Origin of the sequence: Candidatus Poriferisodalis sp. (assembly GCF_965198245.1) — a bacterium.
Lineage (GTDB): Bacteria > Actinomycetota > Acidimicrobiia > Acidimicrobiales > Poriferisodalaceae > Poriferisodalis.
Window position 1 is genome coordinate 1667035 of record NZ_OZ240249.1, and the last position, 24012, is coordinate 1691046.

Consider the following 24012-nt stretch of genomic DNA (forward strand, 5'->3'; position numbering starts at 1 on the left):
CGAGACGCCGTCTCTCGGCGCGTCTGCTCAGCCGAAGAAGGTCCGGGCGTGTGCGGCCAGGTCAGTTGCAGTTGCGGTGTGGATGTTGCCGAGAGCGGTCACCTGGTTGAGCGCATCGTCGAGCACCGGAGCCCGGAAAGGTTGGCCAGCGAGCCAGGGCCGCAGCGTCAGCATTAGCAGCCGGCCGCCGGCAGGGTGCTCGGCGCCGTCACGGTGCATGCGGGCTGCAGCGCCGGAGATGATTCCGCGCCAGCTGTCCAGCGATGCCCGGCGGTGCCACAGCGCAAACTCGTCATCGGCTTCGAGGAACAGCGGCAGCGACACCATCGGCGCTGTAGCAGGCGATCGGTCAGTCCCCTCCAAGGCACCGTCGGTGGACATGAGATACGGCTGCTCGTCGTTGGGCCAGTCGAGCACGGTGTCAATGCCGGCTTCGGCCAGCAGCGCCGGGGTGCGGAACGACTCGACGCCTTCGGCGGAGAACCAGGTAGTGGGCCGAGTCCCGGCCGCGCCCTCGATGGCGTCGAGGCATTGCGCGATGGCGGCCCGCTCGTCGGCCTCGGAGTTCTTCGAGGTGATGAGTCGGGTGGCTGCGATGCCCCGCCCAGCGATCTCGCAGCCCCGTTCGACCAAGTAGGACGCCAACCAGCCGTAGTGCTCGGCGGTCAACGCGTCGACAGCGACGGTGGCGGCGATGCCATGGCGTTCCAGCACGTCGAGCAAGCGGAAAATGCCGACCCGGTGGCCGTACTCGCGGATCGTGAGCTGCGGGTAGTCCGGAGCCGGCAGGCGAGCCAGCCCACCGCTGCGGCGGCGCAGCGAATACGCGTCCGGCGGCGGCTCCCACTCGACGTGTTCGAGAACGATGACCGCGCCAACGGCAAGAGGGCTCTGGTTCGGCCATTCGAAGGGGGCCCGGCTCGGCAGCGGCGACCAGTCGTAGTAGGGGTGGTCCATGCCGTGCTGATGATGGGCGGGGCCGAACTCGAAGGGGGCCTGCAGCGCTGCTACGGGGCGTGGGCTCGGGGCCGAAGCCGCTGCCACGCGCGGTCGCGAAGGCAGCGGTTCAGGCGGGACAGGCTCGTGGGCGGCGAAGTCGTCATAGTGATGGTCGATGAAATGCTGCGCAATCTGGCTGGCAGTGGTCTGCCACACGTCGTCGTGGCCCATCAGGTACTCGAGCATCGCCGCAAGCCCGTCGATCCGGTGCGGCATGCCCATCAGGTAGGGATGCAGTGCCACGCACATCACCCGGCCGCCGGCAGCGTCGTTGGCTTCACGGCGCAGCACGTCGAGCTGGGCTCGCGCTATGGACACGAAGTCGTCGGTGTCGTAGTGCTGGGTGAACACCGGCACGTCGTTCAGCTCCATCGAGTACGGCACCGACACGAGCCGCTGGCCGCTGCGGGTTGCCAGCGGCACGGGTTGATCGTCGTGGAACCAGTCAGCGTGGTAGATCAACCCCGCTTCGGCCATGAGGTCCGGCGTGAGGGCCGTGTTCGACACCGCCGGGCCCAGCATGCCGCGCAGCTGTTGACCGGCGTGGCTGCGCAACGCCTCAATGCACTCGATGTAGAAGGTCCGCTCGGCGGTCTCGTTAATCGAGGAGATGTAGCGGGTGTTGTAGATGCCGTGGGACATGATTTCCCACCCGCGCTCGACCATGGCTGCGCCGACTTCGGGGTAGTGGTCGAACACGGCCAGATTCGTCGAGGCCGTGGCGACCACTCCGTAGCGGTCGAGCACGTCAAGCATTCTCCAGAAGCCGACCCGGTTGCCGTAGTCGCGGTATCCATACCCCTGCACGTCGGGGTGCGGTGACCGTGTCCACGTGTTGCGTTGCGGGTCTCGCGGCGGCAGGTACTCGTAGTGTTCGACGTTCGGGGCGATCCACAACGCCACCCGAGCATCGTTCGGCCAGCGAATCCGTGGCCGGTCCACGATCGGCAGGTACCTCACCCGGTGCGGAGGCAAGCTTTCTGGCAGTGGTGCGATCAGGCCAGATGCCGTGTTGTCCATGCACCGACGCTAGAACAGCCCGCCGTTCGCTCCCGGTGAATGCGGCCGGCGTAACATCTGACCGTGGCTGACGAGAGGATGCGACCTCGACCGGCATTGCCACCAGGACACGTGCGGCCCGAGTGGCACGGCCGACCGCTCGCGCCCGGCGAACTTCGCCGGATTCCCGATCTGATTCGGGATACGTTCGCGCTCATTGGACGGCGCTGGCGACCGTTCGGGGAATACGTGCTGATAGGAGCAGCGGGCTACATCGTGGCGTTCGTGATGCTGTTCTTGGGCCTGAACGCGCTCTTCGGCGGGCAGTTCTTCGCCAAGATCGACGAACTGACCGATCCCTTGGGCGGTACGACTGTGGACTTCGGTGAGTGGCTGGAGTCCTTCGACGTCACGCCCACGGCGTTGGCAATCGTCTTGCTCATCGCCTTCGGCCTCGCGAGCTCGATCGGTTTCTTGGTGCAGGACATCGCCATCACCCGGATGGCACTCGACGATGTCGATGGGCGAGAACTCAACTTCGCCAGGACCCTCTCTGCGTCATTCCGTCGAATGCCGAAGATCTTTGCCATCTCACTCTTGCTGGGATTCGTCATGGGCTTGGCCGGGTGCGGTGTATGCGTCTTCCTCGCTTTGATCGCGCCTGCGCTCGCCATCCTCTGGGCGCTGGCTTTCGTAGCTGCCGCTGTGGTGTTCTTCCCGCTGATCGGAATTTATTTCGTGATGGCGTATGTCGAACCCCGCATTCCCTCGCCCCGCCGTTGGTGGAGTCTGATGCGGGGTCGCAAGGCAGCGATTTGGGGGCGGGTGTTCCTGCTCTCGCTCGTCGCTTGCGGAGTGGGATTCGCAGTCTCGTTGGCGCTGAGCGCGCTGCCGCTTCCTGCTTTGTACGGCGATCTCATCGTCAATGTTGTCGTCACTCCGCTCTTCTTTGTGGTGGGAGCAGTGGCGCATCTGCTGATCTACGCGGACCTCATCACCGCAGAACAGCAGCCGACCATCGACGCGGAGTCGCTGAGTTAACGCTGGCGGGTCGACTACGGATTGACTCCGTATCGACCCCTGCCGTTGGCTGGCGACCATTTCGTTAGCTTCGCTTCGTGCCATTCGGGCGGCCACCTCAGCCGGAGACGCCGCAGGTCATCCGCCAGATTCCACTGGCCGAGCCCGCCGACCCGGTCGAAGACGTCGATGATCCGCCCGTCGATCCGCCTGAAGCGTTCTTCTGGACCACGCCCGCGGAGCCTGAGCCGGGAACGCTTCGCCCAATCCCCGCCCTCATCGGCGACACGTTCCGGTTCGCCCTCCGGAACTGGCGCAACGTGATCGTTGTGTCACTGCCTGCCCTTGTGGCCCTGACGCTCGTGTGGCGCGTATATGGCTGGGCATACGAGCCCGTCTTCGATGACAGTCGCAGTACCGAATACGGATTGCGTCTGACATCGGCGAGCACGTTCTCCTTGGTGGCGATGGCGATCGGCAGCTACCTCTTCAGCACTGCCGTGGTTCATCTCGTCATGCAGCGAGAACGTGGCGGGATGTCGAAACCCGGCCCGGCCCTGCGGTTGGCCGTGCGCAGGCTTCCGAGAGTGATCACCGTCAATCTCGTTTACGGCGTACTCGTGGCGATCGTTTTGGGGCCGCTATTGACCTTGCTGCTGGTGATGTTCCTCTTCGAACGAGACCTGCTGGCGTTGTTGCCCTGGGCATATCTCGCAGCAGGAATCGTCGCCTATGCCGCCCCGCAGATCAACGTCTACTTCACAGCAATCAAGGTCGAGGACCAGCGGCCGAAGTTCCGCCGGGCACGGCAGCTTGTCGACGGTCAGCGCGCTGCCGCGTTGGGACGGGTGCTGTTGTGCCAATTCGTCCGCGTCGCTTTCAAGGCGGCATCGGGGATTTTCGTGCTCAAGGTCGATTCGTTCGCCTGGTTCGGATTCGGTGTCGTCAACATTGTCGTGACGACCACGCTCCTGACGACGGCCTTCACCCTCTTGTACGTGGACTTGGCGGGCATCTCGACTGAGGACCGGGTCGTTGACAATGACCCGGCATTGCATCAGGAGTCGGCGGGAGGCGAGGAAGTTCCCGTGCAGCAGCCGACCTAGCATCTCGCCGTGACTGATGACGACATGCGGCCGCGCCCGGTACCACCGCCTTCGGAGTCGCGGCACAGTGGCCGGCGACCTGATGCGCACCGCTCTGTAGGAGCACTGTGGGCTGGCACCTTCCGGGTGGTTGGCAAGCGTTGGCGCGACCTGGCCGTAGCCGCGACGCTCGGAGCGGCCTTGTGGCTCGTTGCGTTCGTGAGCGCATACGTGGGCGTGGACGAACTGTTCGATGGCAAGTTCTGGGAGAAGCTCGACGCCCTGTTCGACGGTGAAATCGAGACGGCGGCGGAGGTCGACGCATGGATGGCGTCCTTCGAATTCACCTTCACGCCACAGGCGGCGGTCCTTCTGCTGGTGGCGCTCATCGCCAGTTTCTTCAGCATTCTCCAAGCCGCTACGAGCGCCCAGATTGCGCGCCAAGAGCTGACGGGTATCGATGCTGGCGGCAGCACCGCTGCGAGCATCGCGCTGAGTCGGCTGCCTGCGCTGCTGCTCATCAATGTCGCGCTCGTCGTCGTTCAAGCGGTCCTGTTCCTCGTCGGGCTGGGACTCACTGTGGTCGCAGACCCGCTTGGCGCCGTGTGGGATCTCGTCACGCTCGTCGTTTCCGTCGTCATTGCCCCCCTCCTGACCATCTTGTGGGTCATGGTGTACGTGGAGCCTGGACTGCCGTCGTTGCGTCGGTGGAACCGGCTCTTGGGGCGCAACAAGTTGGCGACATGGGGCCGTGTGATGTTGTTCGACCTCGTGCGCATGGTCTTCGCGGCAGTTGTCTTCCTCGTGGTGATAGCGAGCCCGCTCTCGTTTGCGTATTCGTTGGCGATCGTGGTCGTCCTGGTTTGGCCGGTGACGGTCGGCATCGTGACCGTCGCGCACGTGATCATGTACGGGGACCTCGTCAGCGCGCTCTCGTCAGATGGGCACGCAACCGACGGCGACCACGGTTGATGCTTCAGGGCTGACCGTTCCGCGCCGGAGCGAGGTGTTGCACTCCCCGGCAAATGGCCCTCGGTGAGCGTGCTGAAATGTGGTCATGAGCGCGGAAACGAACACGGTGCAGCATGGCGTGCTGGCCGACTACCGGGTCATTGACCTGACCGACGAACGGGGGCACCTGGCCGGAGCGATCTGGGTCCAGATGGGCGCCGACGTGATCGCGATTGAGCCGCCCGAGGGCTCGTCGGCTCGCCGGCTTGGACCCTTCGCCGGCGATGTCGAACATCCCGAGCGCTCGTTGCACCACTGGGCCTACAACCGTGGCAAGCGGAGCGTCGTGCTGGACCTCCGCACCCCGCAGGATGTCGAGCGGGCGAAGGCGCTCATTGCCGGCGCGGATGTCGTCTTCGAATCGTTCGAACCCGGCGAGGCCGAGGCGCTGGGTCTCGGCCGTGACGCATTGGCGGGGCTCAACCCTGCGCTCATCCATGTCTCGATCACGCCATTCGGCAGCGATGGGCCGAAGGCCAACTGGGCTGTGTCGGACCTGGCGCTTCAGGCTTCCGCGGTGAACATGGCCATCACCGGCGACAAGGACCGAGCGCCGCTGCGAGCCGGCGGCACGCTCCCGCAGGCCATGCACAATGCAGCCTCCGAAGGAGCCGGTGCGGCGCTCATCGCGCTGTGGGACCGCCAGACCCGCTCGGGGCTCGGCCAGCACGTCGACATGTCCGCGCAGCAGTCGATGAGCCAGGCCTCCATGTCGTCGACGCTCAACACCTCGCTGAATGCCACTGTGACAAAGCGCATCGCAGGCGGCGCCAGCCTGCAGGGCATCGACATCCAGTTGATGTGGCCCTGCGCAGACGGGCACGCCTCGGTGACCTTCCTGTTCGGGCCGGGCTTCCGGGCCTTCACCGAGAACCTCATGGACTGGGTGTACGAGGAAGGCTTCTGCGATGAGGCGACCCGGGACAAGAACTGGAACGAGTACGCCATGATGCTGCTCGACGGCCGGGAACCGATCTCCGAGTACGAGCGGCTCAAGCAGGTTCTCACCGAGTTCTTCGCCACCAAGACGAAAGCCCAATTGCTCGAGGCGGCCATGACCCGCCGAGTGCTCATCACACCGGTGTCGACGACCGCCGAGGTTGTCGATTCGCACCAGCTGGCGTTCCGTGAGTACTGGGAGGACGTCGACCACAGCGATGTCGTGTCCGATGCCGATGCCGGCTCGTTCGATCCCGCTGCGGTGCGCTATCCCGGCGCGTTCGCCAAGTTCACCGAGACCCCGCTGGTCAACCTCGGGCGTCCGCCGAAGCTGGGCGAGCACACCGATGAGGTGCTGGCCGAAGTGTCGGCATCGGAGCGCTTGCCGGCAGTGCCTGCGGCCATCGCCCCGGTTGCACGCACCTCGCCGCCGCTCGAAGGCGTGAAGGTGCTCGATTTCATGTGGGCCATGGCCGGCCCGGCGGCTTCGCGGGTGCTCGCGGACTACGGCGCAGATGTGATCCGGGTCGAGTCAGCCAACAAGCTCGACGCGGTGCGTTCGATTCAGCCGTTCCACGATGACGTCGGCGATCCGGACGGTTCGGGTCTGTTCAGCAACTTGAACGCAGGCAAGCGTGGCTTGGCGCTGGACATGTCCAAGCCCGAAGCGCTCGAGGTCATCTGGGACCTCATCGACTGGGCCGACGTGATCCTGGAGTCGTTCTCGCCCAAGGCGATGGCGGGCTGGGGCATGGGCTGGCCGCAGGTGCACGAGCGGAGGCCCGACGTGATCATGGCGTCGAGCTGCCTGATGGGCCAGACCGGACCGCTGGCGATGCTGGCCGGCTTCGGCACGATGGCCGCCGCCGTTTCGGGGTTCTTCTACCCGGTCGGCTGGCCCGACCGAGCACCGGCAGGGCCGTTCACCGCCTATACCGACTACACGTCGCCCCGCTGGCTGGTGGCTGCGGTGATGGGGGCGCTGGAGCATCGGCGCCAGACCGGCCGAGGCCAGTACGTGGACCTGTCCCAGTCCGAAGCGGCGCTGCACCTCATGGCGCCGGCGCTGCTCGAGCGCACCACCAACGGGCGTATCTGGGAAGCGGCGGGCAACCGGGACTTGGTGTTTGCACCCCAGGGTGCGTTCCCGACCGCATCAGGCGGGCCCGCGGGCGATGACCTTGACGACAACTGGATCGCCATCTCGTGCGTCGACGACGGCCAGTGGGCTGCGCTGGCGGGGGCAATAGGCCGCCGCGACTTGGCCTCGCTGAACACAGCCGAACGTCATGCGCGCCACGACGAACTCGACGACATCATCTCGGCGTGGACCCGGGGACGAGACGGCTACGACTTGATGACCGAGCTGCAGGCAGCGGGTGTTGCGGCGCACATCGTGCAGAACTCGCCGGAGTTCACGGTTGACCCACAGGTGGTGCACCGCCAACACCTCGTCGAGGTGCCCCACGGCAAGCAGGGCACGACGACAGTGGAGAACACCCGGTTCGTGCTGTCCCGCACTCCGGCCCAGGTGAGCTATGGCGGACCGACGCTCGGCGAGCACAGCTTCGAGGTACTCACTGAGACGCTCGCTTACGACGGCGACCGCATCGCCGAACTGGCCGTGGCTGAACTGCTCGAATAGCAGCCAAATGGTCAAGCCGTGTAGGGGGCTTCACTAAGATCCCGACGTTTGTGGAATGACGCAGGCCACAGCCGGTCTGCGTTCTCGCGGCGAGGGCTTATGTGGGACATTGCCGGCCGCTGCCGGTTCATTGATGGGAGAGCGCGCTGATACGGCGTCGCTGGGCGACCGTCATCGCCATGGCAGCTGTGCTCTTGGCGCTCCCGGTCGTCCCGGTCAACGCTGTCGATGAGGACGACGGCAGAGTGGCCGTCATCGCATCGGGCTGGGCGCTGGCCGATGTTGCGGCAGCGGCGTCACTGGCGGCGAGCCTGGACGGCTACGTGCTCTACTCCTATGCCGATCGGCTCGGAGCATCTGCCGCCCAGGCCCTGAAGGACATCGCCCCTGAACGGGTGATTGTCGTGGGCGGAGTGGCAGCGCTTCCCGAGAACATTCGCACCGAAATCTCGCGCACGCTGGCGAACGCGCGGCTCGAGCGTCTCTCCGGTACGGACCGAACCGAGACCGCGGCAGCAGTAGCGCGCCGCGTCGAGAGTCCGGTTGGCGGAACTGTGGTGATCACCTCTGGCTGGGCGCTGCCTGATGCCGCAGCGGCGGCCGCGTTCGCGGCAGCAGAGAAGGCTGCGGTCCTCTTCACGTATCCCGACCGACTCGGCGACGCCGCTCGGGCCGAACTCGAGCGGCGGCGGCCACAACGGGTGGTGGTTGTCGGCGGACCCGCGGCGGTGCCCGAACGCGTCGCTGGAGAGATCGCCGATCTGCTGGGCGATGTCGAGATCGACCGGATCGAAGGCGCCGACCGCACTGCCACGGCGGCGCGCCTCGCCGCGTCGGCTGAGACGGGCCGGCCCGTGGTACTCGCATCGGGTTGGTCTCCACCTGATGGCGGCGTGGCGGCCGCCGTTGCGGCCTCGGTGGGCGGCACCGTTCTGCACACCGATGTTGAAGGACTCGGCGATGCTACGACGGAGGCACTCCGCCGGTTGCGGCCGTCGAAGGCAATATTCGTGGGCGGTACGACTGCCGTGCCAGACGAGACGATTCAACAGACCAGCGAGCTGCTCGCGAGTATCCGAGTCATCCGCCTGCGCGGCGCTGATCGTGTGGCGACCGCCGCCAAGGCCGCCCGGTACGCCTACGGTCTCGACGTTGGGGTCGGGAGCGGCTCGAGCGGTGGTTCTTCGGACAATTCCGGGACGACCGGCGGTGGCTCGGGATCGAGCAGTGATCCGGTATCGGCACCAATCGGCGATCCAGCCGGCAGCGTGCCTGGACCAGGCGCCTCCCCGCCAGCGTCGACAGTGCCTGCCGAGAGTGCCATCAAGTTCATTGACGCAGGCCGGCATCACACGTGTGCGGTGCTCACTACCGGTGATATCGAGTGCTGGGGCGAGAATTCACATGGCCAGATTGATGTGCCGGCGACACCGGTCGGGGCTTCGTATACCTCGGTGTCTGCTGGTGCACAGCACACATGTGGCCTCGTCGATGACGGGTCGATTCAGTGCTGGGGCGCCGACAACCTCAACCAGTCCACCGTGCCGATGCTCGCGACCCCTCGTTCGTTCGTGGCCGTCACAGCGGGTAGGGCCCACACGTGCGGGCTCCTCGATGACGGCACCGCACAGTGCTGGGGCGACACTTGGCGTGGTCAGACCAGCGTGCCTGCCGGCATGCGCTTCACCGCATTGGCGGCGGGCCAGGACCACTCCTGCGGGTTGCTCGACAGCGGCGCCATCGAGTGCTGGGGCGAGAACGGCAGTCTCCAAAGCGAGGTTGTGCCGAGGCCGCCGGGGACCGCGTACGTCGCTGTGGGATCCGGCGACAGAGTCTCGTGCGGGTTGCTCGACAACGGCGCCATCGAGTGCTGGGGAGGCGACGGCTCCCCCAACACCGACGTGCCCTCCGCGCCCCACCGAACAGCGTTCGTGTCGTTGGCCGTGGGTTCCTGGCATCGATGCGGTCTGCTCGACACCGGCTCGGTGATCTGTTGGGGAACCAACTCCGCTGAGCAGTCGACCGTGCCTCTGGCGCCCACCGGCACCAGCTACGTAGCGGTCGCCGCAGGCCAGGAGCATGCGTGCGGCCTCTTGGACAATGGTTCGGTCAAGTGCTGGGGTGGTCACCGCCGCGGGCAGGCAGAACCGCCCCAAGGAAATTCCTTTGTGAAGGTGGCGTCAGGCGACACGCACTCCTGTGGCCTGCTGGATGACGGTTCGGTGCAGTGCTGGGGTCAGAACAGTCTCGGCGAGACCGACGTCCCGGCGGCACCCATGGGAACCGTCTACGCAGATGTCGTCACCGGATGGTGGCACTCGTGCGGCCTGCTGGATGACGGTTCGGTGCAGTGCTGGGGCGGCAATGACAGCGGAGTGTCGGCGCCAGCCGCTGCACCGGCCGGTCGTTCCTATACAGGGATCGATACCGGGGTATGGCATGCCTGCGGGGTGCTCGACGACGGAACGGCCCAGTGCTGGGGCGGCAACGAGGGAAACCGCGGTGATGTCCCCGATCTGCCGAGCGGCCGCACCTACACGGCGATAGCTGCGGGTATCTGGCACACGTGCGGCCTGGTAGACGACGGTTCGGTGCGGTGCTGGGGCGACAATCACGACAAGCAGGGGGAGGTCCCGGCGCTGCCCGCCGGTACGGGTTACCAAAGGATCTCGTCGTCTTCCTGGCACACGTGCGGCTTGGTTGACGACGGTTCGGTGCGGTGCTGGGGCAGCAGCCCCGATGGTCAGGGTGACGCGCCGTCGGTCCCGGCAGGGATGAGATTCACAGCGGTGTCCGGAGGCTGGCGTCACTCGTGCGCCTTGCTCGACAGCGGAAGTGTCACGTGCTGGGGCCTGAACACGTTCCGCCAAAATATCCCCCCTCCCCCTCCTTCGGGAACTGCATTCACTGCTGTGTCGGCCGGTCGGTGGCACACGTGCGGGCTGCTGGACGACGGATCCATCCGATGCTGGGGGGCGGCACTACCGGCCGCGGAGGACCGCGCCGGACCCTTCAAGGTGCCGGCAGGCGACTGAACCCTCGAACAGCGGATGTGACATCGCCCACCGTGCTGAAATGTGCGGATGCCTGACGCTGCTGCTGATCCCGAGTCCCCCTCGATGCTGAGCCCGTTCCGGGTGCTCGACCTCACCGACGAGCGCGGGCACCTCACCGGCGCGATCCTCGCCCAGATGGGTGCGGACGTCATCGCGGTCGAGCCGCCGGAAGGCTCATCGGCTCGACGGCTGGGACCGTTCGCCGACGATGCGGAGGATCCCGAACGTTCGCTGCATCACTGGGCGTACAACCGCGGCAAGCGCAGCGTGGTGCTGGACCTGCAGACCGACGATGGCACAAGTCGGCTGCGCGACCTGGCCGCCAACGCTGACATCCTGATCGAGTCGGCTGGTCCAGGGGTGATGGACGGCCTCGGCCTCGGCTACGGCACGCTTGGCGAGGTCAACCTCGAATTGGTGTACGTGTCGATCTCGCCGTTCGGCTCAGACGGTCCGAAGGCTGACTGGACCGCGTCGGATCTCACGCTGCAGGCCGCAGCGGTGAACATGGCCATGACCGGCGACGTCGACCGGGCGCCGGTGCGCACCGGTGGGCTGTTCCCGCAGGCGTTCCACAACGCCGCATCGGAGGCAGCGGGTGCCGCGCTGATCGCACTCTGGGAGCGGCAGACCCGTTCGGGCCTCGGCCAGCACGTCGACATGTCGGCACAGCAGAGCATGAACCAGGCTTGCCAGTCGTACGCGCTGTCGACACCCATCGGAGCGACACCGCCGATTCGAAGCGCGGGCGGTGTGCTCGTGGAAGGCCTGCACATCCAGCTGATGTGGCCATGCGCCGACGGGCACGCGTCGGTGACCTTCCTGTTCGGGCCGGGATTCCGGGCATTCACCCAGAACCTCATGGATTGGGTGCACGAAGAGGGCTACTGCGACGAAGCCACCCGGGACAAGAACTGGACCGAGTACGCCATGATGCTGCTCGATGGTCGTGAGCCGGTCTCGGAGTACGAGCGGCTGAAGCAGATACTCCACGACTTCTTCGCCACCAAGACGAAAGCTGAGCTGCTCGACGCGGCAATGAGCCGGCGGGTGCTCATCACACCGGTATGGACCGCGGACGAGGTCATCGACTCGCACCAGCTGGCGGCACGCGAGTACTGGGAAACCGTCACTCAGGACCTCGGCGATGACGGCCCAACTGACGTGCTCTACCCGGGGCGATATGCCCGCTTCAGCGTCACGCCGATGCAGCCGCTCGGCCCGCCGCCCAAGCTGGGTGAGCACACCGATGAGGTGATGGCCGAGTTCGGTGCGGCTGGGGCTCGGACGCGGCCCCGCATCGAGGCCACCGGGGCGGACATCACCGAGCACGTGGCGTCGACGGCCCTCCCGTTAGAGAACGTGAAGGTGCTCGACTTCATGTGGGCGATGGCCGGGCCCGCCGCGTCACGGGTGCTGGCGGACTACGGCGCCGACATCATCCGAGTCGAGTCAGAGACCCGGCTGGAGGTGGCGCGTTCGCTCCAGCCGTTCCGCGACGACATCGGCGATCCTGAGTACTCGGCGCTCTACAACAACATGAACGCCGGCAAGCGGGGCATCTGCTTGGACATGTCGAAGCCCCCGGCGCTCGAGGTCATCTGGGACCTCATCGACTGGGCCGATGTGATCGTGGAGTCGTTCTCGCCCAAGGCGATGGCGGGATGGGGGATGGGCCCCGAACAGGTGCGCGAGCGCCGACCCGATGTGATCATGGCGTCCAGCTGCCTGATGGGTCAAACCGGGCCGCTGGCGATGCTGGCGGGCTTCGGGACGATGGCCGCGGCCATCTCGGGATTCTTCTACCCGGTCGGCTGGCCCGACCGGGCGCCATGTGGGCCGTTCGGCGCCTACACCGACTACACCTCGCCTCGCTGGCTGGTAGCTGCGGTGATGGGAGCGCTGGAGCACCGGCGCCGCACCGGCGAGGGCCAGTACATCGACTTCTCCCAGGCCGAGTCGGCACTGCACTTGATGGCTCCTGCATTGCTCGACCGGACCGTCAATGGCCGTGTGGCCGAGCGGGTGGGCAACCGGGATCGCCACATCGCGCCCCAGGGTGTATACCGGACTGCTGCGACTGTGCCCGGTGCTGCAGCCGACGCGGGACCCAAGGCTGTGGAACACGACGACAACTGGATTGCCATCGCATGCGTCGACGACGCCCAGTGGCAATCGCTGGCGGCGCAGATGGGACGAAGCGACTTGGCCGACTTGACACTTGCGGAGCGTCATGAGCGTCACGACGACCTGGACTCGGTCATCTCGGCGTGGATCCGGGGCCAAGACGGCATGGCGCTGATGTACCGCCTGCAGGACGTCGGCGTGGCAGCGCACATCGTGCAGAACTCGCCCGAGTACACCGCCGATCCGCAGATCATCCACCGGGGCCAGCAGGTCGAGGTTCCGCACGCGAAGCAGGGCACCACGGTCGTGGATGGCTCTCGATTCGTGTTGTCGCGCACCCCGGCCGGCGTCACCTACGGCGGCCCGACCCTCGGCGAGCACAGCTTCGAGATCCTCACCGACGTGCTCGGCTATGACGGCGACCGCATCGCCGAACTCGCCGTCGCCGAACTCCTCACCTGATCGGTCTCTCGCAGCTCGGCCGAAGCCGGCCAGCAGCGGCGCCTTACCAGGTGTCGACCATCGGGCGCTTCTTGCCGGTTCGTGGCGCCGGCTTGGGCGCGGCGAGCAGCGCCATGCGGATCCAGTCTCGGCTCTCGGCGGGGTCGATCACGTCGTCGATCTCGAAGTACGCGGCGGTGTTCACAGCCTTGCCCTGGTGGTACAGACGGGCCACACGCTCCTCGTAGGACCGCTTGCGCTCGGCGGGGTCTTCGATGGCCTCAAGCTCCCTTCGATAGCCGAGCTTGACGAAGCCCTCGAGGCCCATGCCGCCGAACTCTCCAGTCGGCCATGACACGGTGAACGTCGGTGCCTTGAAGCTGCCGCCGGCCATGGCCTGTGCGCCCAAGCCGTAGCCCTTGCGCAGCACGATGGTCATGAACGGCACGTCCACATTGGCCGCCGTCACGAACATGCGTGCGGCATGGCGAACAGTCGCCTCGTACTCGGCTTGGGGGCCGACCATGATCCCGGGCGTGTCGCATAGGAACAACAACGGAACGTCATGCGCGTCACAGAGCTGGATGAAGCGAGCTGCCTTGTCGCCGGTGTCGGCGTCGACGGCACCGCCGAGGTGGTGATTGTTGTTGGCCACAATGCCGATAGGGCGACCCTCGATGCGTGCGAGCGCCGTCACGCATCCCGGTCCCCATCCGCGGCGGATCTCCATCACCGAGTCGACATCGCAGAGCTTTTCGATTACCTCGCGCACGTCGTAAGCCCGCAGCCGGTTCTCAGGAACGACATGGCGCAGTTCGCGCTGGTCGTGGCATTCCCACTCGTCGATGGGTCCCTGGAAGAACGACAGGTACCGCTTGGCGGCGACTATCGCCTCGGCCTCATCGGGGACGAGTACGTCGATGACGCCGTTGGGCCACTGCACGTCGACCGGACCGACTTCCTCGGGACGGAACACGCCCAAGCCGCCACCCTCGATCATGGCCGGGCCTCCGACGCCGATGTTCGAGCCTTCGGTCGCGATGATCACGTCGCAGCAGCCCAGCAGCACCGCGTTGCCTGCGAAGCAGCGTCCGTTGGTGACACCTACCAGCGGCACCAGGCCGCTGAGCTGCGCAAAGTACGTGAATGCCCAGCAATCCAGGCCTTGACCGCCGAGGCCGTCGGTGTCGCCCGGTCGCCCGCCGCCTCCCTCGGCCAACAGGACAACCGGCAAGCGATTGTGCCCGGCGATCTCGAACATGCGGTCCTTCTTGCGGTGGTTGTTCACGCCCTGGGTCCCCGCCAGCACCATGTAGTCGTAGGACATGACCATGGTTTGGGACTTCTCGGGGCCGAAGAGGTCGCCGTTGACGCTGGCCACGCCTGCGACCATGCCGTCACCCTGGGTGTTAGCGATCAGGTCCTCCATGGAGCGGCGCTTGCGCTGCGCGGCGACCATCAGCGGGCTGTACTCGACGAAGGTGCCGGGGTCGGCGAGGTCGGCGACGTTCTCGCGCGCGGTGCGGTGGCCGCGGCCGTGACGCTTCGCGACCGCCTCGGGCTTATTCTCATCGAGGCCCACGGCTCGCCGGCCCATGACCTCGGCCAGGTCAGGCCGGATGTAGTCCAAGTCGACCGCTGCGGCTGCTTCGGTGAGTGCGACGTCCACCTCGGCTTCCTCGACGAACAGCAGCGAGTGCCCCTCATAGACGATGTCGCCTGCGGCAACTCCCAGCATTCGCACGACTCCGGTGACCGTGGAGGTGACGACGTGCTCCATCTTCATCGCCTCCATCACCGCCACCTGCTGGCCCGCAGCAACCGCGTCGCCCTCGGCCACAGAGATCGACACGATGGTCCCCTGCAGCGGGGCGGGCACGCCGACGCTGCCGTCGGGACCAGTGATCGTCGCCACGGGCACTCCGTGAAGCGACGCAGCAGCACCGGACATCGCCTGTGCGCGCACCGCGTCGGATGCAGCGCGGTCAGTGGAGGCGCCGTCGATGTCGCCGTGCCTCAGCACTGCCAACGGATCGTCGTCGACACGCGCCCCTGCTAGTCCGCCAGCGCTAGCGCCAGCACTCGACGCTGCGGGGGCCCAGAGCGACGCGACGTCAGCGGCGGCGGCGCACAGCTCGGCCGCGTGGTCGGTGACGAATCGGGTAGTGATGTCGTTGGCGCTGATTTCGGGCCGGTCCATGAGCGCAGCCAGGAAGCTCAGGTTGGTCGCGACGCCGTCGATGCGGAACTCACCGAGCGCTCGCCGGGTGCGCCGGACCGCGTCGGCGTAGTCGCTGCTGCGGCTGTGGCCGATCACCTTGGCGAGCAATGAGTCGAAACTTGGATTCGTGCCGTAGCCCACAAAGCCGTAGGTGTCGGTGCGGATGCCCGGTCCGGTGGGCGGCTCGAACGCCGTCAGCATGCCGCCACTCGGCCGTGCCGTGCCGTCGTCGGTCATCGTCTCGGTGTTGACGCGGCACTGGATGGCGTGTCCGAGCGGGGCCCCGATGTCGGTTTGTGTCAGGCCCACGTCGGCCAGCGTTGCTCCGCCGGCGATCCGGAGCTGAGCTGCCACAAGGTCGACACCCGTCACCTCCTCGGTGACGGTGTGCTCTACCTGGATCCGGGCATTCACCTCGATGAACGCGACCGTGTCGGGGTCGTCCGCATCGACCAGAAACTCCCAGGTGCCCAGGCTGCGATATCCCGTTCCCGAGGCCATCGCCACCGCTGCATCGCAGATGCGCTGGCGCGTCGAGGGCGACAGGCTGGGGGAGGGCGCGATCTCGACGATCTTCTGGTTCTGGCGCTGCAGGGTGCACTCACGCTCGCCGAGGTGCGATACCTCGGCGCTGTCTCCAATAATCTGCACTTCGATGTGACGGGCGCGCTCGATAAGCCGTTCGACGTACACGTCGCCGAGGCCGAACGTCGCAGTCGCCTCGCTGATGCAGCGCTCGTAGGCGGCTTCGAGCTCTTCGGGCCTCAGGACCGGCCGCATGCCGCGGCCTCCGCCGCCCGCAACGGCCTTGATCATCATCGGACCGTGCTGCGCCCCGAATGCAGCGGCTTGCGCGAGCGAGGTTGCCCCGTTCGTGGCTGGCACGAGGGGCACGCCGTGCTCTTCGGCAAGCCGCCGAGCAGCCACCTTGTCGCCGAAGAGGGCAAGCTGGTCCGCCGTCGGGCCGACGAACACGACGCCCGCTGTGTCGCAGGCCTCCGCGAGCGCAGGATTCTCCGCCAGGAAGCCGTAGCCGGGATGGACTGCGTCACAGCCTGTCGCCACCGCCGCGCGGACCACCTGGTCGACGTCGAGGTACGGGGCTACGCCGCGGCCGTCGAGCGTGACGGCCTCGTCTGCAACGCGGGTGTGCAGCGAGGCAGCATCGTCCGCGCCCGAGACCGCAACGGTGCCGATGCCCAGCTCGGCGGCGGCGCGTGCGACCCGCACGGCGATCTCTCCCCGGTTCGCAATCAACAGCTTCTTCAGGCCCATGGGTGCTGTCTCCCGGTTCCCAGTCATCGTTGCCAGCCGTGGTGGCCGTCCGCCGCGTGGCCGCGGCAATGCGGGCGCACAAGTGTCGCGCTGCGTGTTTACCGCAGACGGCCTCGTTCGCGTCGATTGAGCGTCACGCAGACACGTGGCCTATGCAAATTGCGGCTGTCACCGAGCTCGAAACATGAAGCGATGTCCATCACGCAGATGCGACGATCTCATGGATCGCGGTTACCCTCCGTCTGGCCTAGTGGCGACAACTATGACCAGCAACTCCCCTGCGAGCCTGTTGCAGGCGTACCGCTCGGTTCGGGCGCACACCGATTCGCTCACCGCACCGCTGAGCGACGAGGACCAGTGCATCCAGTCGATGCCCGACGTCAGCCCCACGAAATGGCACCGGGCGCACGTCACATGGTTCTTCGAGACGTTCCTGTGCAAGCCGCATCTCGACGGGTACGCCGAGCACGACCCGGCGTTCGGGTTCTTGTTCAACTCGTACTACGAGACCATCGGCAAGCGGCACCCCCGGCCTGAGCGAGGAAACCTGTCCCGCCCGTCCTGCGCCGAGGTGACTGCTTACCGCCGTCATGTCGACGAAGCGATGGGGCAGTTGCTCACCCTCGAGCTTGATGACGAGATCGCCGATCTCGTGACGCTCGGCCTCCATCACGAGCAGCAGCACCAAGAGCTGATCCTGATGGACATCAAGCACGTGCTGTCGTGCAATCCAGCGCTGTGGCCTGCGTATCGCGCGCTGGGCGAGGCGGCACACGCCGCTCGCACCGGTGCCGACGCAAGCGCCGTGAAGTGCGCGGACAAGGTCCGCTGGGCAAGCTTCGACGGTGGTGAGCTTGCCGTCGGCCACGATGGCTGCGGCTTCGCGTTCGACAACGAGGGGCCTCGCCATCGAGTGCTGGTTGAGCCGTTCCGGCTGGCCGACCGCCCGGTCACGTGCGCGCAGTGGCTGGAGTTCATTGCCGACGGCGGCTACGAGACGCCGACGCTGTGGCTTTCCGACGGCTGGGGCCAGCGGTTGGCCCACGGCTGGGAGGAACCGTCGTACTGGCATCTTGCCGACGAGGGCTGGCAGGTGTTCACGCTCGAGGGCCTCAAGGCCGTTGCGCCCGACGAGCCCGTGTGCCACCTGTCGTACTACGAGGCCGATGCGTTCGCCCGCTGGGCTGGCGCCCGACTGCCGACCGAGTTCGAGTGGGAGCACGCAGTGACGGGCTTGCCGCGGACGGGCAACATCGGCAGCTGCGCCAGCCTGCATCCCGGGCCGGCAAACGGTCCCACGCCGGCCCTGCGCAACGAGCAGGTCGAACTCCAGCAGATGTACGGCGATGTCTGGGAATGGACGTCGAGCCCGTACAGCGCGTACCCGGGCTTTCGCGTCGCACCGGGGGCAGTCGGCGAATACAACGGCAAGTTCATGATCAACCAGCTGGTGCTGAGGGGCGGATGCTGCGCGACGCCCGAGGGTCACATTCGCCCCACGTATCGCAACTTCTTCCACCCCCACACCCGCTGGCACTTCTCTGGCCTGCGCCTCGCCGCCGCCCAGTGATCATTCGATCTCACGCCGCCCAGCCCGCCAGCGCGCCTGTGGTCGACAACTGGCTCGACGCTGGCTGGGCCGACCGCGAACTGCGCGCCGACGTTTCGGTGGGCCTGTCGTCGCGTCCCAAGGAGCTGCCGCCGAAGTGGTTCTACGACGACCACGGCAGCGACTTGTTCGAACAGATCACCCGTCTTGACGAGTACTACCCGACCCGACGTGAACGTGAGATTCTCGAGCGGGAAGCCGGTTCCATCGTGGCTGCCTCGGGCGCCGACAGCTTGGCCGAGCTCGGTTCGGGAACCTCGACGAAGACGCGCATCCTGCTCGACGCGTTCGCCGCTGCTGGCCAGCTCCGGCGCTATGTCCCGTTCGACAACAGCGAAGCGACCTTGCGGGCCGCTGCGGACGAGTTGGCCGCCGGCTATGCGGGGCTGCGTGTGCATGGCGTCGTCGGCGACTTCGAGCATCACCTCGGTCGCTTGCCGCTCGACGAGCCAGCGGATTCCGGAGCGGTGCAGCCTCGCCCGCCCTTCATGGTGATGCTGCTGGGCGGCACGATCGGCAACTTCGCGCCGGCCAAACGTCCCGCCTTCCTCGATGTTGTTGCGGCAGCGATGCGGCCCGGCGATACGTTCCTCCTCGGCACCGACCTCGCGAAAGATCTCGGCCGTGTCGAAGCCGCGTACAACGATGCGGCGGGCGTTACCGCCGAGTTCAACCTGAACGTGCTGTCGGTCCTGAACCGCCGGCTCGGCGCGGACTTCGACCTCGACGCTTTCGAGCACGAGGCGTCATTCGATGTCGACAACGAGTGGATCGAGATGCGCCTGCGCCCTACCCGGGCCCAGACTGTGCACATCCCCGCGCTGGAGATGACGGTCGACTTCGCAGCGGGCGAGCACATGCGCACCGAGATCAGCGCGAAGTTCCGCCCTGAGCGGGTCCGAGCCGAACTCGGCGCTGCCGGCCTCGTCGTCCAGCAGATGTGGACCGACGCGCAGAGCGACTACGCCCTCACCCTCGCCCGCCGGATCCGACGGCCCTGATCTCCACGTCTCTGTGCAGCGGCGCGAACGAACCGAGCAGCGCGCCTGATCTGCCGGTTCCCCGGCAGTAGCTTCGGCGCGAGCAGGCGAAAGGGAGCGATGCCGACTGGAGCTCGCCACCTGCGACCTCAGCGGCCGCTGTTGAAGCCGCACCGACGACACAGGCTGAGACTGCGCCTTCGACATCGAGAGCCCCGGCGCTTGTAACCGAACCGGCGCCTGCTCGTGATACGCCGTGTGACGATTCTTCAGTCGTCGATCAATCCCTGGATCTCCTGATCTCGGATTGCACCGCGTTGTGGAGCTTCTACTCCGATCTGGCTGAGACCGGTTCCCTCGGCGATGAACCGGCATCGGCGTGGGGAGCCTCGAATCCGATGCATGCGTGGTACGGCGTGGTCGTCGCCGATGGACGCGTCGAAGAGCTCGATCTCGAAGAAGCCGGTATCGCGGGTGCGATCACCCCACGAATCGGGGATCTCGTTCAACTGAGGAACTTGGATCTGGCCGACAATCGTCTGTCAGGGTCGATACCCGCCGTACTGGGCGACTTGCCCAACCTCGCGATCCTGCACTTGCACGAAAATCGGCTGCCGTTGCCCGCTCCGGACAATCTGACGGATCCGCGGCCAGGGTTGGAAGTGCGGCTTCCTGAGAGCCGTAGCGAATAGGCGGCGATGGCCGGCAGCCCCGGCGGCCTGGACTTTGCGCAGAAATGCCGCCACAGACGGCAACTTTGCACAAAGAAGGCGTGACAGCATCTTTGCGAGACGTCGCCTATCCGCGCGGCCTCTGAGAAGTGCTGGCCGTGGCCAGTCGTGTCAGTGATGGCTGGTTCGCGGCGCAAGGGTGTCGCCGGCTACCAGCCGTTGACGTGGACGCATTGATCGAATGACTTGCGGCGTCCGGGCTTGAAGTCGGTGCCCATGGTGTGTGCGACCGGCAGCAGTGCCACCTGCTGGACGTCGTCGTAGGGGATGCCCAAGATCTCGGCGACTTCCTGCTCGCGGGCAAGGTGCACCGTCGTCCAGCAGGTGCCCAGGCCCCGGTTGCGCGCCGCGAGGCAGAAGCTCCAGGCGCCCTGGATCACCGAACCCCATCGCAGCGCTTGCAGCCCCGCAGGCGCACCGTCGAGGCGGCCTTCGATGCACGGGATGAAGATGGCCGGTGTGCATGGGAAGTTCTCGTCGACGGGGCGGTCGAAGTCGAGCCGGTGCCGGACGGCCCGGGTGGTGGCCAGCACCTCGTCAGCGCTGAGAGACAGCGTCATCGGTCAGCGCTAGCTGGAGAGAGCGGCTTCGATGGCGGCGACGCCGTCGGTGAGCGCCGTGGCCTCGGCGCCGTCGAGCACCCCGTAGATCGGCGCCAACAACTCGTCGGTGAGTGCCTCAGCTGTTTCCCAACGAGCCCTGTCATCGTCGGTTACCTCGACGTCGTCGGTCCAGCCGAACATCGTCACGTCGTCGGGACGACGGATCCGGTGAGCGGTTTCAGGCGTCAGTCCCGACGCCACCACTGCCACCAAGTGCAGGCTTCCTCGCAACTCGCGCAAGACAGCCACGTTTTGGAACGCGCGAGCAGCAGTGTCATCGCTGCGGGGCTCTGCCGCCGTGCCGGCGAACAGGGCTTGGCCGGCACAGTTCGCCAAGCCCGCAGCGATCACCCTGTCGGCGGCAGCGTTGAAGGCGTCAAGGCCCTCGACGTCACCGAGCTTGGAGGCACCGAAGGCTCCGGCGCACTCCATATACAGCGTCCCGGCCTCACGCGCTGGCATCACTTCCTTGGCGGAGTTCCAGATCTTGGAAGCCAGGCCGAAGTTGAAGTAGCCGAATGCGCTGTGCACGACCTCGGCCTCGACATCGCCAAGCACGCCGCCGCGGCCCAGGAAATACAGGCGGAAGCCGTCAAGGCCCGCCTCCTTGCCCCGCGCGAGCGTGCCGGGATCGAAATAGAAGCTCGAGCCCAGCGCTGCGATAGGCGGCGAGACGGTGCGGACGAGGTCAAGTGATTCCATGGCGCGACAGTGTGGCACCGCGCCGCCGGGCTTGCTCCAGGGCTGCGCCGGCCGGCCCCTCAGTGCAGGCGGCGGGCGAACATGTCCAGCAGCAGCTCCCAGTGGCGCTCAGCGGCTGGCTGGTCGTACACCGGCCGCTGCGGGAAGACGAATCCGTGGTGAGCGCCGTCCACCCAGTAGGTCTGTGCATCGGTGCCTGCGTCGGCAAAGGCCTTGCACAGCCGATCGAAGTGCGCGCGGTCGACGTAATCGTCATGCTCGGCTGACATCACCAGCACTTCACCCTTGATGTCGGGTGCTCGCAGGTGGGGGGAGTCGCTGGCGTCCACAGCCAGCCGCACGCCATGGATCGAGGCGGCCGCAGTGATGGTTTCGGGGAACTCCGCAGCCAGCCAGATCGCCATCGGGCCGGTCATGCAATAGCCGGTGGTGCCGACCCGCTCGGTGCTCGCTGCGAGGTCGGCCTCGGCGTGCCGCATCATTGCTGCCGCATCGCGGGCGACCATCGCGTTGGAGAGGTTGGTCATCAGCTCGACCATGAACTGGCGGCTGGCGGCATCGTCGCGTTGCACGATGAAGCCGGGGACTTGGCGGTAGTACAAGTTCGGCAGCAGCACGTAGTACCCGACCGTCGCGATACGCCGCGCCATGTCGTGCAGTTCGGGGCGCTTGCCCGGCGCGTCCATCAGGAACAGCACGGTCGGGAACGGCCCTGGTCGGCGTTCGCTGGGTTCGGGGTGCACCACGAAGGTGCTCATCTCGCCCTCGCCGGTGTCGATCGACACGTGGTCTTCGAACATCCCTACCTCCTTGGCTGCGGCCTTGCGCTTGCCCGTCGTGTGGCTGTCACGGGTGCCGCCCCTTGTGTAGTGCGCGCGGGACTGCAGCGCTCGCCGAGCAGGCCCATGCCGGCTGCGGCTGTGGAGAGGTGTGCTGCGGTCCACATACGGCTGGCGGCATACGATCCCGGGCCATGAAGGTATTGGACTTCGAACCGCAGTACTTCCTCTATGAGGAGATCAGGCCGCGTGTGGCGCGCATCACCATCAACAGACCCGAGGTGCGCAACGCCATCAACACGACAGCCCACAAGGAGTGGTCCGACATCCTGGATCACGCCGCGACCGACGATGACGTGTGGCTGATGGTCATTACCGGGGTGGGCCGGCAGGCCTTCTGCGCCGGGCGCGACCTCAAGCACCTGTCGATGGTTCGTCAGTCCGACGAGGCCACCCAGGCCGCTGACCGCGAGCTGATGAGCCAGGTGACACGCCTGATCGAGCGCTTCGACTATCCCAAGCCGCTGATTGCCCAGGTGAACGGCGTGGCGCTCGGCGGCGGGTTCGAGGTGGCGATGGCGTGCGATCTTGTGGTGGCAGCCGACCATGCCCGGTTCGGGCTGACCGAGCCGCTGCGTGGCCTGTACGCGGGCGGCGGGGGAGTGCACCGCCTGCCGCGCCAGATCCCGCTCAAGCTGGCAATGGAGTTCCTGCTGACGGCTCGCACCATGAATGCGCAGCGGGCACTGGAGCTGGGCATCGTGAACGACGTGGTGCCCTACGCCGACCTCGACGCGGCAACCGACCGGCTCATCGACGACATCATGCGCTGCGCGCCGCTGTCCATCCGGGCCACCAAGCAAGCGGCGATGCGCGGGCTTGACATGCCGCTCGGCGAAGCGTTCCACCATCCCTATCCGGCCGTCACTCGCCTGAGGGCCAGCGAGGACGTGAAGGAAGGCCCAAGGGCCTTCGCCGAGAAGCGTCAGCCCAACTGGCAGGGCCGCTGAACCGGACTTTGACAGACCCTGCTGTGCTGGATTGCGAAACTGCGCCCAATGACTCGGTAGCGCTAAATTGGCGCCACCAGCGTCACTCTGGCGTTAAGGTGGGCACATGGCGACGATCCAGATCAAGCACGTGCCCGATGAGGTGCACGACAAGCTGAAGCGACGAGCAGCTACAACCGGGCAGTCGCTGCAGCAGTACATGCTTGACGCCGTCTGCCGCGAGGCAGAGATGGCAGCGGTAGAGGAACTTCTCGCACTCAAACGTGTGGAGGCGTTGGCCTACGGCGAATTCGACCTCGATCCCGACATGATTGTCGAGATCATTCGCGCCGATCGCGAGTCGCATTGATCGTCGTCGACGCCAGCGTCGCCGTCACGGCGGTGGGAACGGTCGGCGAGCGCACTGATCGTGCCTTGCGTCGCATTTCGCTGGAACTGGCACTTGCACCTCACGTGCTCGACCTCGAAGTTGTTTCCGCGTTCCGTCGGATGTACCGCCGTGGCGAGATTTCGGAAGCTGCGGCGCGACGTGGTTTGCGCCATCTTGCAAGAGTGGGGATCAGACGCGTCGATCACACCCCGCTCATCGCTCGTTGCTGGGAATTGCGCGACAACCTGACGTCCTACGACGCGTCGTACGTGGCGCTGGCTGAACAAACCGGCGCGACACTGCTCACAAGCGATGCCCGACTGTCGCGAGCGCCGGGCATCGAGTGCGATGTGGAGCTCTTTGACGCGTCGACCTGATCTGGTGCTGCGCGAGACTGCGCCGTGGACTGCG

The 24012-nt window shown here is 66.4% G+C and carries 18 protein-coding genes; 12 read left to right on the forward strand and 6 right to left on the reverse strand.

Annotated elements, in window-relative coordinates:
- Positions 1 to 27: 27 nt before the first annotated feature.
- Positions 28 to 2019, reverse strand: a complete 1992-nt coding sequence (locus tag ACOCMM_RS07655) for a polysaccharide deacetylase family protein (RefSeq protein WP_419552584.1) — start codon at positions 2017 to 2019, stop codon at positions 28 to 30.
- 63 nt (positions 2020 to 2082) lie between these two features.
- Here ACOCMM_RS07655 and ACOCMM_RS07660 point away from each other — a divergent pair, with 63 nt between their 5' ends.
- The 6 genes from ACOCMM_RS07660 to ACOCMM_RS07685 all read left to right on the forward strand — a co-directional run bounded on the left by ACOCMM_RS07660 (position 2083) and on the right by ACOCMM_RS07685 (position 13343).
- Positions 2083 to 3039: a hypothetical protein gene (locus ACOCMM_RS07660; protein ID WP_419552585.1), complete on the forward strand. Its 957-nt coding sequence runs from the start codon at positions 2083 to 2085 to the stop codon at positions 3037 to 3039.
- Positions 3040 to 3116: 77 nt separating this feature from the next.
- Positions 3117 to 4124, forward strand: a complete 1008-nt coding sequence (locus tag ACOCMM_RS07665; RefSeq protein ID WP_419552586.1) for a hypothetical protein — start codon at positions 3117 to 3119, stop codon at positions 4122 to 4124.
- 9 nt (positions 4125 to 4133) lie between these two features.
- Entirely contained in the window at positions 4134 to 5075 is a 942-nt protein-coding gene (locus ACOCMM_RS07670) for a hypothetical protein (RefSeq protein ID WP_419552587.1), read from the forward strand.
- An 85-nt stretch (positions 5076 to 5160) separates the two neighbouring features.
- Positions 5161 to 7698, forward strand: a complete 2538-nt coding sequence (locus tag ACOCMM_RS07675) for a CaiB/BaiF CoA transferase family protein (protein WP_419552588.1) — start codon at positions 5161 to 5163, stop codon at positions 7696 to 7698.
- Positions 7699 to 7877: 179 nt separating this feature from the next.
- Positions 7878 to 10733: a cell wall-binding repeat-containing protein gene (locus ACOCMM_RS07680; RefSeq protein WP_419552589.1), complete on the forward strand. Its 2856-nt coding sequence runs from the start codon at positions 7878 to 7880 to the stop codon at positions 10731 to 10733.
- 48 nt (positions 10734 to 10781) lie between these two features.
- Positions 10782 to 13343 (forward strand): CaiB/BaiF CoA transferase family protein, encoded by a 2562-nt coding sequence (locus ACOCMM_RS07685; RefSeq protein ID WP_419552590.1) that lies wholly within the window; start codon positions 10782 to 10784, stop codon positions 13341 to 13343.
- A gap of 43 nt (positions 13344 to 13386) precedes the next feature.
- On the opposite strand, the gene ACOCMM_RS07690 is transcribed toward ACOCMM_RS07685, so the two are convergent.
- Positions 13387 to 16845 carry a carboxyl transferase domain-containing protein gene (locus ACOCMM_RS07690; protein ID WP_419552591.1) on the reverse strand — a complete coding sequence of 1153 codons (3459 nt, stop codon included), beginning with the start codon at positions 16843 to 16845 and terminating at the stop codon, positions 13387 to 13389.
- Between the two features lie 235 nt (positions 16846 to 17080).
- Here ACOCMM_RS07690 and egtB point away from each other — a divergent pair, with 235 nt between their 5' ends.
- Together egtB and egtD are read left to right on the forward strand one after the other, a co-directional pair.
- Positions 17081 to 18388 (forward strand): ergothioneine biosynthesis protein EgtB, encoded by a 1308-nt coding sequence (gene egtB, locus ACOCMM_RS07695; RefSeq protein ID WP_419552592.1) that lies wholly within the window; start codon positions 17081 to 17083, stop codon positions 18386 to 18388.
- The gene (gene egtD, locus ACOCMM_RS07700) at positions 18385 to 19428 is read left to right on the forward strand and encodes an L-histidine N(alpha)-methyltransferase (protein WP_419552593.1); all 1044 of its coding nucleotides are present in this window, start codon (positions 18385 to 18387) and stop codon (positions 19426 to 19428) included. The genes egtB and egtD overlap by 4 nt, the downstream gene beginning before the upstream one ends.
- Positions 19429 to 19676: 248 nt before the next feature.
- On the opposite strand, the gene ACOCMM_RS07705 is transcribed toward egtD, so the two are convergent.
- Positions 19677 to 19916 (reverse strand): hypothetical protein, encoded by a 240-nt coding sequence (locus ACOCMM_RS07705; protein WP_419554924.1) that lies wholly within the window; start codon positions 19914 to 19916, stop codon positions 19677 to 19679.
- Here ACOCMM_RS07705 and ACOCMM_RS07710 point away from each other — a divergent pair.
- Complete coding sequence (locus ACOCMM_RS07710; protein WP_419554839.1) at positions 19806 to 20099, forward strand: leucine-rich repeat domain-containing protein; 294 nt, start codon at positions 19806 to 19808, stop codon at positions 20097 to 20099. The genes ACOCMM_RS07705 and ACOCMM_RS07710 overlap by 111 nt on opposite strands.
- Positions 20100 to 20287: 188 nt before the next feature.
- Here ACOCMM_RS07710 and ACOCMM_RS07715 read toward each other — a convergent pair whose 3' ends face one another.
- The 3 genes from ACOCMM_RS07715 to ACOCMM_RS07725 are packed head-to-tail and all read right to left on the reverse strand — an operon-like array spanning position 20288 to position 22242.
- Positions 20288 to 20698: a nitroreductase family protein gene (locus ACOCMM_RS07715; protein WP_419552594.1), complete on the reverse strand. Its 411-nt coding sequence runs from the start codon at positions 20696 to 20698 to the stop codon at positions 20288 to 20290.
- 9 nt (positions 20699 to 20707) lie between these two features.
- Positions 20708 to 21442: an SCO6745 family protein gene (locus ACOCMM_RS07720; protein WP_419552595.1), complete on the reverse strand. Its 735-nt coding sequence runs from the start codon at positions 21440 to 21442 to the stop codon at positions 20708 to 20710.
- Positions 21443 to 21501: 59 nt separating this feature from the next.
- A complete protein-coding gene (locus ACOCMM_RS07725; RefSeq protein WP_419552596.1) occupies positions 21502 to 22242 on the reverse strand; it encodes a dienelactone hydrolase family protein in 741 nt (246 codons plus the stop codon).
- A 173-nt stretch (positions 22243 to 22415) separates the two neighbouring features.
- On the opposite strand from ACOCMM_RS07725, the gene ACOCMM_RS07730 reads away from it, so the two are divergent.
- The 3 genes from ACOCMM_RS07730 (at position 22416) to ACOCMM_RS07740 (ending at position 23978) form a co-directional block, all read left to right on the forward strand.
- Positions 22416 to 23231: an enoyl-CoA hydratase-related protein gene (locus ACOCMM_RS07730; protein ID WP_419552597.1), complete on the forward strand. Its 816-nt coding sequence runs from the start codon at positions 22416 to 22418 to the stop codon at positions 23229 to 23231.
- A gap of 106 nt (positions 23232 to 23337) precedes the next feature.
- Positions 23338 to 23580 carry a FitA-like ribbon-helix-helix domain-containing protein gene (locus tag ACOCMM_RS07735; RefSeq protein ID WP_419552598.1) on the forward strand — a complete coding sequence of 81 codons (243 nt, stop codon included), beginning with the start codon at positions 23338 to 23340 and terminating at the stop codon, positions 23578 to 23580.
- On the forward strand, positions 23577 to 23978 hold the full coding sequence (locus ACOCMM_RS07740; RefSeq protein ID WP_419552599.1) for a type II toxin-antitoxin system VapC family toxin: 402 nt from the start codon (positions 23577 to 23579) through the stop codon (positions 23976 to 23978). Before ACOCMM_RS07735 ends, ACOCMM_RS07740 begins: the two co-directional genes overlap by 4 nt.
- Positions 23979 to 24012: the final 34 nt, after the last annotated feature.

What these genes read in the sequence shown, in the direction of transcription:
- ACOCMM_RS07655 (WP_419552584.1), bottom strand. Translation starts at nt 2,019, where the DNA reads ATGGACAACACGGCATCTGGCCTGATCGCACCACTGCCAGAAAGCTTG.
- ACOCMM_RS07675 (WP_419552588.1), top strand. Translation starts at nt 5,161, where the DNA reads ATGAGCGCGGAAACGAACACGGTGCAGCATGGCGTGCTGGCCGACTAC.
- ACOCMM_RS07680 (WP_419552589.1), top strand. Translation starts at nt 7,878, where the DNA reads ATGGCAGCTGTGCTCTTGGCGCTCCCGGTCGTCCCGGTCAACGCTGTC.
- ACOCMM_RS07685 (WP_419552590.1), top strand. Translation starts at nt 10,782, where the DNA reads ATGCCTGACGCTGCTGCTGATCCCGAGTCCCCCTCGATGCTGAGCCCG.
- ACOCMM_RS07690 (WP_419552591.1), bottom strand. Translation starts at nt 16,845, where the DNA reads ATGACTGGGAACCGGGAGACAGCACCCATGGGCCTGAAGAAGCTGTTG.
- egtB (WP_419552592.1), top strand. Translation starts at nt 17,081, where the DNA reads ATGACCAGCAACTCCCCTGCGAGCCTGTTGCAGGCGTACCGCTCGGTT.
- ACOCMM_RS07710 (WP_419554839.1), top strand. Translation starts at nt 19,806, where the DNA reads ATGCATGCGTGGTACGGCGTGGTCGTCGCCGATGGACGCGTCGAAGAG.
- ACOCMM_RS07715 (WP_419552594.1), bottom strand. Translation starts at nt 20,698, where the DNA reads ATGACGCTGTCTCTCAGCGCTGACGAGGTGCTGGCCACCACCCGGGCC.
- ACOCMM_RS07720 (WP_419552595.1), bottom strand. Translation starts at nt 21,442, where the DNA reads ATGGAATCACTTGACCTCGTCCGCACCGTCTCGCCGCCTATCGCAGCG.
- ACOCMM_RS07725 (WP_419552596.1), bottom strand. Translation starts at nt 22,242, where the DNA reads ATGTTCGAAGACCACGTGTCGATCGACACCGGCGAGGGCGAGATGAGC.
- ACOCMM_RS07730 (WP_419552597.1), top strand. Translation starts at nt 22,416, where the DNA reads ATGAAGGTATTGGACTTCGAACCGCAGTACTTCCTCTATGAGGAGATC.
- ACOCMM_RS07735 (WP_419552598.1), top strand. Translation starts at nt 23,338, where the DNA reads ATGGCGACGATCCAGATCAAGCACGTGCCCGATGAGGTGCACGACAAG.